Below are 12,694 nucleotides of genomic sequence, written 5' to 3' on the forward strand. Positions count from 1 at the left end.
CCTAGATCAGCGCGAACTGGCCCTCCGGGCCCTCCTCGCGATGGTCCAGGACCGAGGCCGGGCGGCGTGACGCCTCCGGCACCGGCAGGACGCCCGCCCGGCGCAGACCGGCCGCGGTGATCGCGGACGCCACCTTCAACTCCGTCCGCAGCGGGCGGAGTTCGGCCAGCAGGGCGAGGACCGTGACCAGTTCCAGCAGTTCCGACGTCCAGGTCTGCGGCCAGCTCGCCGGGCGGATCGCGGACAGGGTGCCGGGCGCGGGCGCGGTCGTACGGGCCGCGAACCAGGACTCCAGGACGCGCGCCCCGGCCACCTCGTACTCCCACGCCTCCGGCGGGACGGGCGAGATACGGCCCTCGTCGAGGTGGAGGGCCTCCTCGTCCGGGTCGTAGTGCAGGGTGAGGGGCCGGGCCGGCAGGGGCGCGCGGACGTAGGGGCGGCGGCCTCCGGGCAGCTTGGGGCGTTCGCCGTCGCGGCGCATCAGCCACAGCATGCGGCGGCCGAGATCGACGCCGGCCGTCCACAGGGCGGGGTCGTCGGTGAGCGGAACGGTCAGGTCGGGGGTGGCGGTCGCCAGGATCCAGGCGAGGACGTCGACCGGAGATGCGGGCTCGCCCAGGCGGTCGGAGAGGTGGGCCGTCAGACCGGGCGCGAGGTTGGGTTCCGCGCCGCCGGGGCGCCGGTACAGGGGGCGGATGCGACCGGTGCGGAGGGTGGGGAGCAGGGAGGTCGCCAGCAGGGGATCCTCGCCGCCCGTCTCCACCGTGAAGACCTGGTGGGCGTCCGTCACCCGCCACAACTCCGGCCGCGCGGCGTCGATCAGCCGCTGGTCCGGGATCAGCCACTGCTCGTCGAAGGGTGCCGCGAGGACGCGGACGGGCTCGGCGCAGGGGCCCCCGGCCCTGGCCAGCCGACCGGTGCCGGTGGACTGGCCGGGGAGCTGACCCACCGCGGAGTCGAGGGTGCGGGCCCGGGTCGGCTCGAACAGGACTTCCCGGTCCGGGCCTTCGGCCTTCAGCAGCGCGTCCCAGCGGGCCTTCAGACAGGCGGGGTCGGGCGCCGTCGGCCAGGCGCGGCCCGGCCGCAGCGGTGCGACGGACCACGGCATGAGGTCCGCCAGCAGCGGAGCGTCGTCGTGCGTCACGCAGGGCATCGTACGGCCTGACCGGGACCCCGTATCAGGTCGCGTCCAGGGTCACGGTGAACGAGAACCGGTCCCCCCGGTAGTGGATCACCGCCACGTCCAGCACCCGCCCGACGCTGTCGTACGTCACGCCGGTGTAGTGCAGGATCGGGCTCAGCAGCGGCACCTGGAGGAGCCGGGCCGTCTCCGGATCGGCGAGCCGGGCCTCCACCGTGTCCGTGATGCGGCTGATGTCCGCCCCGACCACGTCCCGCAGCACCTTCGTCATCGGCCAGCGGATCAGGTCCTCGGGGTGGATCCGTGCGGCGAGTTCGGGGCGGACGTGGTTGACGGCGTGGTTGGTCGGCTCGCCGGTCTTCTCGTCGCTGCGCAGCCGGTGGTACGCGGCCACCTCCGTGAGGTCCGGGAAGTACTCGGTGAGACCGGCAGGCACGGGCACGTTGCCGTGGTCCAGCAGTTCGGTCGTCATCCCCGACTGCTGGGCCACGATGGCGTCCACCGAGCCCAGCAGCCGGACGGGCGCGCCCCGCCGGACGTCGGGCTCGATGAACGTGCCGCGCCGCCGGTGCCTGCTGATCAGGCCCTCGTCCTCCAGCTCCTTCAGCGCCTGCCGCATGGTCAGCACGCTCACGCCGTAGTGCTCCGCCAGTTGCTCCTCCGTGGGCAGCCGCAACGGGTCCTCGGGGGAGCGGCCGAGTATCGAGGCGCGCAGGGACTGCGACACCTGGTACCACAGCGGCAGCTTGCGGTTCAGGACGATGGAATCCGGGGCGAAGGAGGTCACTCGGCTATCCGTACCGGTCGACGAACGTGAGGCGCAACAGCGGCGTCAGGCGCGGAAATGGCTCTCGAGCCCCATCCAGACGTCGTCGTAGCGCTGCTGGAGGTGGTCCGCGGCGGCCGCGTGCGGGGTGAGGGTCACCGGCCATCGGGTCTCGAACATGAAGGCCAGACCGTCGTCGACCTTCTGCGGCTTCAGCTCCGCCGTGCTGGCCCGGTCGAAGGTCTCCCGGTCCGGGCCGTGCGCCGACATCATGTTGTGCAGGGACCCGCCGCCCGGCACGAAGCCCTCCGCCTTGGCGTCGTACGCGCCCTCGATCAGGCCCATGTATTCGCTCATCACGTTGCGGTGGAAGTACGGCGGCCGGAAGGTGTCCTCGCCCACCAGCCAGCGCGGGGCGAACACGACGAAGTCGACCCCGGCCAGGCCCGGGGTGTCCGAGGGGGAGGTCAGGACGGTGAAGACGGACGGGTCCGGGTGGTCGTAGGAGATGGTGCCGATCACATTGAAACGGCGCAGGTCGTAGACGTACGGCACATGGTTGCCGTGCCAGGCGACCACGTCGAGCGGGGAGTGGTCGTAGGTCGCCGTCCAGAGGTTGCCGCAGAACTTGTTCACCACCTCCACCGGGCCGGTCACGTCCTCGTAGGCCGCGACCGGAGCCTGGAAGTCCCGCGCGTTGGCGAGGCCGTTGGCGCCGATCGGGCCGAGGTCGGGAAGCCGGAAGGCCGCCCCGTAGTTCTCGCACACGTAACCCCGGGCCGACTCGTCCAGCAGCTCCACACGGAAGCGCACCCCACGGGGAATGAGCGCCACATGAGCCGGCTCCACGGCCAGCCGGCCGAACTCGGTGTGCAGCAGCAGCCCGCCGCGCTCCGGCACGATCAGCAGTTCGCCGTCGGCGTCGGAGAAGACGCGTTGCATCGAGGCGTTGGCGTGGTACAGGTGCACGGCCATGCCGGTGCGCTGGGCGGCGTCGCCGTTGCCGCCGAGCGTCCACAGCCCGGCGAGGAAGTCGGTGCCGGCCGGCGGCTCGGGGAGCGGGTTCCAGCGCAGCCGGTTGGGGTCGGGCACGGCCTCGGTGAAGGGGGCCGTGCGGATCGCGCCGTTGTCGGTGCGGGTGAACGCCGGGTGCGCGGCCGAGGGGCGGATGCGGTACAGCCAGGAGCGGCGGTTGTGGGCCCGCGGCTCGGTGAACGCCGTACCGCTCAGCTGTTCCGCGTACAGCCCGAGCGGCCCGCGCTGCGGCGAGTTGCGTCCCTCGGGCAGCGCGCCGGGCACCGCTTCCGAGGCGTGTTCGTTGCCGAATCCGGTCAGGTACGACAGCCCCGCCGCGGTCTTCCGCGCGTCCCCGCTCATGATCGCTCCCTTGCGCTCCTGATTCCTATGTAACACCGTAGGAATAGGAGGGTGGCGGGCGCAAGAGGGCGGCGCCCCTCCCCCGGCGACCAGGACGCGGTGTCCATCCGCGAGCGGTCCGTGCTCCGCCCGCGAAGGGGTGCGCGTACTCCGTCAGGCGGACCTCGAGGGGTGGGCGGAACCCGACCTCAGAGGGATTCGGCGGACCGGCGCGTTGTCCTACTCTCCCGGCATGCCCAGGACGTCGTGGACCCACAGGACGCTCGCCGCGCTCGCGGCGGCCGTCCTGCTGCCGCTCGGCGCGGCGGGCTGCGCGTCGGGTCACCACGACGGCGGCACGATCTCCCCCTCCCCGGTTGGCAAGGTTCTCGACGACACCGACGAGACCGGCCGTCATCTGCGGGAGGTCGACCGGAAGGACGCACCGGAGGTCGCCGTCGAGGTGACCCCGGACCCGGCCGGGGGCTGGGACGTCGGGCTGACGTTCCGTCACTTCCGCTGCTCCGCGCCCGGCGCCGGGACGACGGCGGTCCGCGGGCGCGGGCTCGTCTCCCTCTTCGTCGACGGCCGCCGGATCGCCCGGCTGCGCTCTCACGGCTACCACCTGCCCGACGGCCTCGTCCCGCACGGCACCCACCACGTCACCGCGCGCTTGTACGCCGACGACGGAACCGTCTGGGCCGTGCACGGCAAGCCGGTGCAAAGCACTGCGGACATAACCGTGTCGGACACGGAGTCGTCGGGGCCCTCGGCCGGTACGGCGACCGCGGCCGCCCGGAAATGAGTGCACCGGCCACTCTTCCCCGTACTGGAGGGTGAGGTTCACCGCACCCGGGCGGGGAGGCATCATGAAGTCCGTGCCCCACGCGACATCGCTCCGCCGCGCGCCCGTCCAGCGGCGCAGTGCCGAACGGCTGACCAGGATCCTGGACGCCTGCGCCGAACTCCTCGACGAGGTCGGCTACGACGCCCTGAGCACCCGCGCGGTCGCCCAGCGCGCCGGTGTGCCCATCGGCTCCGTCTACCGGTTCTTCGGCAACAAGCGGCAGATGGCCGACGCCCTCGCGCAGCGCAACCTGGAGCGGTACAGCGAGCGGGTCACCGAGCGGCTGAGGAGGGCGGACAAGGGGGACTGGCGGGCCGCGATGGACGTCGTCCTGGACGAGTACCTGGCCATGAAGCGCACCGCCCCCGGCTTCTCCCTGGTCGACTTCGGCAACCAGATACCGGTCGGCGCCCGCCGCGGCGAGCCCAACACCCGCGTCGCCGACCGCCTCACGGATCTTCTCTCCGGCTACCTCGGCCGTACCCCCGACGACCACCTGCGCCGCGTCTTCCTGGTCGCCGTGGAGTGCGCGGACACCCTCGTCCAGCTGGCCTTCCGTACCGATCCCGACGGCGACGAGGCGGTCATCGCCGAGACCCGCGAGCTGTTGCGGGCGTATCTGGGGCGCGTGCTCGACTGAGTGCCCGGCCGCAAGGCGTACGGGAAAGGACTCCCCTCCGTGCATACCGGTCGGTATGCTCACCTCGATGGCCCGAGCCCGTCCGTGCTCGCCCGGCACCGCCGCCGACCCCCCCGGGAGGACCCGTGTCCCGCACCGCCCTGCGAATCTGCCCCCTGTGCGAGGCCACCTGCGGGCTGACACTCACCATCGAGGGCACTCGGGTCACCGGCGCCCGCGGTGACCGCGAGGACGTCTTCAGCAAGGGGTTCATCTGTCCCAAGGGCGCCTCCTTCGGGGCCGTCGACTCCGACCCCGACCGGCTGCGCACCCCGCTCGTGCGCAGGGACGGCGAGCTGCGCGAGGCCACCTGGGAGGAGGCCTTCGACGCGGTCGCCGCCGGTCTGCGCCCGGTCGTGGAGGGGTACGGCCCGGACTCCGTCGGCGTGGTCCTGGGCAACCCCAACGTGCACACCATGGCCGGCGCCCTCTACCCGCCGGTGCTCCTCGCCGGCCTGCGCACCCGCAGCCTGTTCACCGCCTCCACGGTCGACCAGATGCCCAAGCACGTCTCCAGCGGGCTCCTCTTCGGCGACGCCAACGCCATCCCGGTGCCCGACCTGGACCACACCGACCATCTGCTCCTCATCGGCGCCAACCCGCTGGAGTCCAACGGCAGTCTGTGCACCGCCCCCGACTTCCCCGGCAAGCTCAAGGCGCTCAAGGCCCGCGGCGGCCACCTCACCGTGGTGGACCCGCGCCGCACCCGCACCGCGCAGCTCGCCGACCGGCACCTGGCGATCCGCCCCGGCACGGACGCCCTGCTGCTCGCCGCGATGGCGCACACCCTCTTCGCGGAGGACCTGGTCGACCTCGCCCACCTCGCCCCGCACGTCCAAGGCCTCCACGAACTCAAGGAAGCCGTGGAGGACTTCACCCCCGACGCCGTGGCCGGGGCGTGCGACATCGACGCGCGGACCGTCCGCACCCTCGCCCGCGAACTCGCCGCCGCCCCCGCCGCCGCCGTCTACGCCCGCATCGGCAGCTGCACCGTGCCGCACGGCACCCTGGCCAGCTGGCTGGTGGACGTCCTCAACGTCCTCACCGGCAACCTGGACCGGCCCGGCGGCGCCCTCTTCCCGCAGGCCGCCACCGACAGGACGCCCCGCCCCGCGGGTCCCGGCCGGGGCTTCGCGCTCGGCCGCTGGCGCTCCAGGGTGCGTCGACTGCCTGAAGCGAAGGGCGAGTTGCCGCTCTCCGCGCTCGCCGAGGAGATCGACACCGCGACAGAAGAAGGGGAACCGATCCGCGCCCTGATCGTCGTGGCCGCCAACCCGGTGCTGTCCGCGCCCGACGGTGACCGCCTCGCCAAGGCCCTGGACTCGCTGGACTTCATGGTCAGCGTCGACCCCTACCTGAACGAGACCTCCCGCCATGCCGCCGTCGTGCTGCCCCCGCCCCCGCCGTCGCAGAGCCCGCACCACGACTTCGCCTTCAACACCCTCGCCGTGCGCAACCAGGTCCGCTACACCCGCCCCGCCGTCCCGCTGGAACCGGGCCGGATGGCCGAGAGCGAGATCCTCGCCCGGCTGGTCCTCGCGGCCACCGGCATGCACGGCGCCGACCCGGACGCCGTCGACGCCATGGTGATCGACCAGACCCTCGGCAAGGCTGTGCAGGAGAAGCACTCGCCGGTGTACGGCCGCGACCCGAAGGAGCTCGCGGGGCAGCTCACCGGCGAGAGCGGTCCCGAGCGGCGGCTGGACATGATGCTGCGCCTCGGCCCGTACGGAGACGGCTTCGGCGTACGGTCGGACGGCCTGACCCTCGCCACACTGCTCGCCCATCCGCACGGCATCGACCTCGGCCCGCTGCGCCCGCGCCTGCCGCAGCCGCTGAAGACCGTGAGCGGCAAGGTGGAGCTGCTGCCCGGGCCGATCGCGGCCGACCTGCCCCGGCTGCGCGAGGCCCTGCGTGAACGGCCCGCGGGGCTCGTGCTCGTCGGCCGCCGTCATCTGCGCTCCAACAACAGCTGGATGCACAACGTGCCCGCCCTCACGGGCGGCTCCAACCGCTGCACCCTGCACATCCACCCCGAGGACGCGGCCCGGCTCGGCGTCCGGGACGGGGCGCACGTCCGCGTCAAGGGCGCCGGGGGAGAGGTGGTGGCGCCGGCCGAGGTCACCGACGCCGTACGGCGCGGAGTGGTGAGCCTCCCGCACGGCTGGGGCCACGACCGCCCCGGGAGCCGGACGAGCCACGCCTCGAAGAACCCCGGAGTCAACGTCAACCAACTCCTCGACGGCAGCCTGCTCGACCCGCTCTCCGGCAACGCGGTCCTCAACGGCGTCCCCGTCCAGGTCGCCGCAGACCTGTGACGTGGATTCCCGCGCCTGTTGCTCGCGCAGGGGCGAGGCGTCCGCGGTTGCGCCGCACGAGCGATCTCTGACGACGCGCCGGGTGTCGGGTCGTCAGATCGCCTGCGCATCAAGCACAGTCCAGGCGAAAGAACGATTTATATGAAAATCGTCTGACGCGGAGGAATGTGCATGCCCACCCTGACCTCACCACGTGCCTTCGGCCCCCGCGCGGGCGCCACCGTCCTTCTCGCCGCCCTCGCCGCGGCGGGCGTGTCGTGGGTCGTGGCACCGACCGCGGCGGCCCAGGGGGAGAACGGCGACATCAGGATCCAGCCCGTGGGTGAGCGCCACGACGCCGCCGCCGACGCCGACGCCGCAGTGGTGTGCAAGTTCAAGCTGGACGCCGTCAACTTCGACACGCTCACCACCATCGCCTACACCATCACCCCGCAGCCTCCGCTGCCCACCGCGGCCACCACCGCCGGCACCATCCAGCTCGGCGGGGGCTCCGGTCACACGGACACGATCGGGCTGGCGGACGGGCAGTACACGCTCAGCTGGATCGTGGGCACTGCCACCAAGGAGAAGATCTTCCACGTCAGCTGCCGTGGAAGGAGGCACGAGGAGCGGCCCGGACCGGGCGGTCAGATCGCGGACGACCACCGCGACGACGCGACCTGGGCCCGGGGCGACCACAGCGACCCGCGCGGCGGCGTGCACGCGGGCGGCGGCGGCCTGATCGACACGGCCGCGGCGTACACGCCGGTGGCCGCCGCGGGCGCCGTGGGCCTCACCGCGGTCGGCGGTGCCGTGTACTTCCGGCGCAGCCGCCGGCGGCCCCATGGCGCCGCGTAGACGCAGGAGAAGGCCCTGGTACCGGACCCGCGCCTACCGCCTCGCCAGGACGGCCCTGCTGGTGACCGTCCTGGTGACGGTCGGGAGTCGGTGCGGGGGACACGGCGGGGCCGCCGAGGCCGGCGGTCCCGACGGACCGGCGGCCGTCGGGCCGGGATCCACGCAGTCCGACGGGCGCCCCACGGCCCGGCCCCGTCCGCTGCCCCGGTCCCGGCCGACCTCCTTCCGCATCCCCTCGCTGGGGATCGCGGCGCCGGTCGCGGGCGTCCGGCTGGACCGGGAAGGGCGCCTGGAGACACCGCCCGTCGACCAGCCCAGGCTGGTCGGCTGGTACGAGGGCGGCGCCACACCGGGGGAGTCCGGCACCGCGATCGCCGTCGGCCACCGCGACACCACCACCGGCCCCGCCGTCTTCGCGGCCCTCGCCTTCGTCAAACCCGGCAAACCCGTCGAGGTCGGCCGCGCCGACGGCCGTACCGCCGTCTACACCGTGGACCGGGTGAAGGTCTTCGACAAGTCGGGCTTTCCCGACAAAGAGGTCTACGGCCGCACCCGGCGCCCCGAACTCCGGGTGCTGACCTGCGGCGGCCTCTACACCCGGCGGACGGGCTACACCAGCAACGTGGTGGTCTTCGCCCACCTGACGGCGACCAAGTGACGCGATCACGACGCACGACTCTTCCCCCCGCCGGGCACATTCCGTTAACTTCCGTGACCCACAGACCCCGTTCGACCCGCGCGGGGCCTTCGGACCACGGAGCGGCGAAGCTCCGGACAGCCCCCGGGGGCGGCAGCCATGACACGCGCCATCGCACTGCACGACGTGAGCAAGGCCTACGCACGCGGCCCACGCGTGGTCGACGGGATCTCGCTGGACATCGCGCCCGGCGAGTTCCTGGTCCTGCTCGGACCGTCCGGCTGCGGCAAGTCCACCGTGCTGCGGATGATCGCCGGCCTCGAGGACATCGACGAGGGCGAGCTGCTGCTCGACGGCGAGTACGCCAACCAGTGGCTGCCCTCCGCGCGGGGCATGGCCATGGTCTTCCAGAACTTCGCCCTCTATCCGAACATGACCAGCGGCGACAACATCGGCTTCCCGCTGCGCATCGAGGACCCCGGCGCCGACCCCCGCCCGCGTGTCGGCGCCACCGCCCGCATGCTGGGCATCGAGGAACTGCTCGACCGGTTCCCGAGCCAGCTCTCCGGTGGGGAGAGGCAGCGGGTGGCGATGGGCCGGGCCATCGCCCGTCGTCCGTCCGCCTTCCTGATGGACGAGCCGCTGTCCAACCTCGACGCCAAGCTGCGCAACCACCTGCGCGCCGAGATATCCCGGCTCACCCGGGAGTTGGGGGTCACCACGGTGTACGTCACCCACGACCAGACCGAGGCGATGTCGCTCGGCGACCGGGTCGCCGTACTGCGCGGGGGAGTGCTCCAGCAGGTCGGCACCCCGCGCGCGGTCTACGCACTGCCCCGCAACGTCTTCGTCGCCGCCTTCATCGGCACCCCGCGCATCAATCTGCTGCGCGGCCTGGTGCGGGCCCCGCTGGACGGCGCCATGACCATCAGCCTGGGCAAGCAGGCCCTGCGACTGCCCGAACCCCTTTCTCTGGACCACCAGTTGCTGCGCGTGCAGCAGGGCCGTGAGGTGATCGTGGGACTGCGCTCGGAGGCGGTCCGCATCGCCAAGCACAGTGCCGCCCGGCCGGGCGAGGTCGCGCTCACCGGTCTCGTGGAGCACGTGGAGTTCCAGGGCCACGAGATGCTCGTCCACTTCGACACCGGCTCCCGGCCCGCCGTCGTACCCGAACTGGAGGCCCCGCGCCCCGCCGCCCGGCCCGCGCGACGGCGCCGCAGGGAGGCCCCGAACGTGCTGGACCGGCTGCTGGAGCGGGCCGGTTCGCTGCGGGCCGGGCCGGTGGTGACGCTCGACCATCCCGGGGACGCCGAGGCCGAGCAGGCGCCGCCGGAGGGCCGGCTCCCCGGCGACCTGGTGGTCCGCACCACCCCCGACCTCCGGCTGCACCACGGCATGCAGGTCCCGCTCCTGGTGGACCTCGCCCATCTCTTCGTCTTCGACCAGCAGGGAGACCGCATCTGCCCGTCCCCCGACCGGCTGCCCGGCCTGGACGAGTGAGCCCCGGCCCAGGGGTGCGTGATGGCCGGCCGCCCCGGCGATGATGTCCTGGTACGTCTGGCGCCAAAAAACTAACGCCGCTAGTTTGTGTGCCGGACGACGCAGACCCGCCGGGAGGAAAGCAGCATGAAGGCACACGACGGCCTCTACATCGACGGCGCCTGGCGCCCCGCCGACAGCACGGACGTCATCGAGGTCGTGAACCCCGCCGACGAGCAGGTCATCGCCCGCGTGCCGGCCGGCGGCGCCCTGGACGTCGACACCGCCGTGCGCGCCGCGCGCGCCGCCCTGCCCGGCTGGGCGGCCGCACCCCCGGCCGAGCGCGCCGCCCGCCTGACCGCCCTGCGCGACGCGCTGGTGGCCCGTAGGGACGAGATCGCCGAGACGGTCACCGCCGAACTGGGCTCCCCGCTCCAGTTCTCCCAGGCCGTGCACGCCGCGGTGCCGATCGCGGTCGCCGGCTCCTACGCCGAACTGGCCGCGACCCACTCCTTCGAGGAGAAGGTCGGCAACTCCACCGTCCTGCACGAGCCCGTCGGCGTGGTCGGCGCGATCACGCCCTGGAACTACCCGCTCCACCAGATCGTCGCCAAGGTGGCCCCCGCGCTCGCCGCCGGCTGCACGGTCGTTCTCAAACCCGCCGAGGACACCCCGCTCACCGCCCAGCTCTTCGCCGAGGCCGTCCACGGGGCCGGCCTGCCCGCCGGTGCGTTCAACCTCGTCACCGGCCTCGGCCCGGTCGCCGGCCAGGCCCTCGCCGAGCACCCGGACGTCGACCTGGTCTCCTTCACGGGCTCAACGGCCGTCGGCCGGCGCATCGGCGCGGTGGCGGGCGGAGCCGTCAAGAAGGTGGCCCTCGAACTCGGCGGCAAGTCCGCCAACGTCATCCTGCCGAGCGCCGACCTGGCCAAGGCGGTGAACGTCGGGGTCGCCAACGTGATGTCCAACTCCGGCCAGACGTGCAGCGCCTGGACCCGCATGCTGGTCCACCGCGACCAGTACGCCGAGGCCGTCGAGCTGGCCGCCGCGGCCGCCGCCAAGTACGGCGACCGCATCGGGCCGCTGGTGAACGCCAAGCAGCAGCAGCGGGTGCGCGGTTACATCGACAAGGGCATCGCCGAGGGCGCCCGCCTGGTCGCGGGCGGCTCCGGATCCCCGCGCGAGAAGGGCTACTACGTCAGCCCGACCGTCTTCGCCGACGTGACCCCCGAGATGACGATCGCGCAGGAGGAGATCTTCGGCCCCGTCCTGTCGATCCTGAGGTACGACGACGAGGAGGACGCGCTGCGCATCGCCAACGGCACGGTCTACGGCCTCGCGGGCGCCGTCTGGGCCGGCGAGGAGTCCGAAGCCGTGGCCTTCGCCCGGCGCATGGACACCGGCCAGGTCGACATCAACGGCGGCCGGTTCAACCCCCTCGCCCCCTTCGGCGGATACAAGCAGTCCGGGGTCGGCCGCGAACTCGGCGCGCACGGACTCACCGAGTACCTCCAGACCAAGTCCCTCCAGTTCTAAGGAAGCCCGCCAGCCATGGCCGTACGAGCCGCCGTCCTGCCCGCCATCGGGGCACCCCTGGAGATCACCGGCATCGACCTGCCCGACCCGGGCCCGGGACAGGTCCGGGTCCGCCTCGCCGCCGCCGGGGTCTGCCACTCCGACCTGTCCCTGTCCAACGGCACCATGCGCGTCCCGGTGCCCGCCGTCCTCGGCCACGAGGGCGCGGGCACGGTCGTGGCCGTGGGCCAGGGCGTCACCCATGTCGCCGAGGGAGATCCTGTCGTCCTCAACTGGGCTCCCTCCTGCGGTGGTTGTCACGCCTGCGTGCTCGGCGAGGTGTGGCTGTGCGCCAACGCCCTGAACGGCGCCGCCGACGTCTACGCCCGCACCGCAGACGGCACCGACCTGCACCCCGGCCTGAACGTCGCCGCCTTCGCCGAGGAGACGGTCGTCGCCGCGTCCTGCGTGCTGCCCCTGCCGCAGGGCGTCCCCCTCGCCGACGCCGCTCTCCTCGGCTGCGCCGTCCTCACCGGCTACGGCGCCGTCCACCACTCGGCGAGGGTCCGCGAGGGCGAGACGGTGGCCGTGTTCGGCGTGGGCGGAGTCGGCCTCGCCACCCTCCAGTCGGCCCGCATCGCCGGCGCGTCCCGGATCATCGCCGTCGACGTCTCCCCGGAGAAGGAGAAGCTGGCCCGCGCGGCCGGCGCCACCGACTACGTCCTCGCCTCGGAGAACACACCCCGCCAGATCCGCGCCCTCACCGGCAAGCAGGGCGCCGACGTCTCCATCGAGTGCGTGGGCCGCGCGGTGTCCATCCGCGCGGCCTGGGACTCCACCCGCCGGGGCGGACGCACGACGGTCGTCGGCATCGGCGGCAAGGAGCAGGAGGTCACCTTCAACGCCCTGGAGATCTTCCACTGGGGCCGCACCCTGTCCGGCTGCGTCTACGGCAACAGCGACCCGGCGCGCGATCTGCCGGTGCTCGCCGAGCACGTGCGGGAGGGCCGCATTGACCTCTCCGCGCTCGTCACCGAACGCATCGCCCTCGACGGCATCCCGGCCGCCTTCGAGAACATGATCGCGGGCAAGGGCGGCCGCGCGCTGGTGGTCTTCTGA

Annotated in this window: 11 protein-coding genes; 8 read left to right on the forward strand and 3 right to left on the reverse strand. The window is 73.0% G+C overall.

What is annotated here, in order from left to right:
* Position 1 precedes the first annotated feature (1 nt).
* The 3 genes from AC5WRT_RS15870 to hmgA are packed head-to-tail and all read right to left on the reverse strand — an operon-like array spanning position 2 to position 3,284.
* Entirely contained in the window at positions 2-1,153 is a 1,152-nt protein-coding gene (locus tag AC5WRT_RS15870) for a type ISP restriction/modification enzyme (protein WP_496100336.1), read from the reverse strand.
* Between the two features lie 25 nt (positions 1,154-1,178).
* Complete coding sequence (locus tag AC5WRT_RS15875; RefSeq protein ID WP_496094653.1) at positions 1,179-1,928, reverse strand: GntR family transcriptional regulator; 750 nt, start codon at positions 1,926-1,928, stop codon at positions 1,179-1,181.
* Between the two features lie 45 nt (positions 1,929-1,973).
* Positions 1,974-3,284, reverse strand: a complete 1,311-nt coding sequence (gene hmgA / locus AC5WRT_RS15880) for a homogentisate 1,2-dioxygenase (protein ID WP_496094654.1) — start codon at positions 3,282-3,284, stop codon at positions 1,974-1,976.
* Between the two features lie 232 nt (positions 3,285-3,516).
* On the opposite strand from hmgA, the gene AC5WRT_RS15885 reads away from it, so the two are divergent.
* The 8 genes from AC5WRT_RS15885 to AC5WRT_RS15920 all read left to right on the forward strand — a co-directional run bounded on the left by AC5WRT_RS15885 (position 3,517) and on the right by AC5WRT_RS15920 (position 12,694).
* Positions 3,517-4,068 (forward strand): hypothetical protein, encoded by a 552-nt coding sequence (locus AC5WRT_RS15885; RefSeq protein WP_496094655.1) that lies wholly within the window; start codon positions 3,517-3,519, stop codon positions 4,066-4,068.
* 64 nt (positions 4,069-4,132) lie between these two features.
* Positions 4,133-4,750, forward strand: coding sequence for a TetR/AcrR family transcriptional regulator (locus AC5WRT_RS15890; RefSeq protein ID WP_496094656.1), 618 nt, complete (start codon positions 4,133-4,135; stop codon positions 4,748-4,750).
* A 125-nt stretch (positions 4,751-4,875) separates the two neighbouring features.
* A complete protein-coding gene (locus AC5WRT_RS15895) occupies positions 4,876-7,107 on the forward strand; it encodes a molybdopterin oxidoreductase family protein (protein ID WP_496094657.1) in 2,232 nt (743 codons plus the stop codon).
* Between the two features lie 171 nt (positions 7,108-7,278).
* The gene (locus AC5WRT_RS15900) at positions 7,279-7,944 is read left to right on the forward strand and encodes a hypothetical protein (protein WP_496094658.1); all 666 of its coding nucleotides are present in this window, start codon (positions 7,279-7,281) and stop codon (positions 7,942-7,944) included.
* Positions 7,931-8,602: a class F sortase gene (locus AC5WRT_RS15905; RefSeq protein ID WP_496094659.1), complete on the forward strand. Its 672-nt coding sequence runs from the start codon at positions 7,931-7,933 to the stop codon at positions 8,600-8,602. Before AC5WRT_RS15900 ends, AC5WRT_RS15905 begins: the two co-directional genes overlap by 14 nt.
* 138 nt (positions 8,603-8,740) lie before the next feature.
* Complete coding sequence (locus tag AC5WRT_RS15910) at positions 8,741-10,081, forward strand: ABC transporter ATP-binding protein (protein WP_496094660.1); 1,341 nt, start codon at positions 8,741-8,743, stop codon at positions 10,079-10,081.
* 126 nt (positions 10,082-10,207) lie between these two features.
* A complete protein-coding gene (locus tag AC5WRT_RS15915) occupies positions 10,208-11,596 on the forward strand; it encodes an aldehyde dehydrogenase family protein (RefSeq protein WP_496094661.1) in 1,389 nt (462 codons plus the stop codon).
* Between the two features lie 15 nt (positions 11,597-11,611).
* Positions 11,612-12,694 (forward strand): Zn-dependent alcohol dehydrogenase, encoded by a 1,083-nt coding sequence (locus AC5WRT_RS15920; protein WP_496094662.1) that lies wholly within the window; start codon positions 11,612-11,614, stop codon positions 12,692-12,694.

The sequence above is a fragment of the Streptomyces sp. NTD91 genome (genome assembly GCF_059510455.1).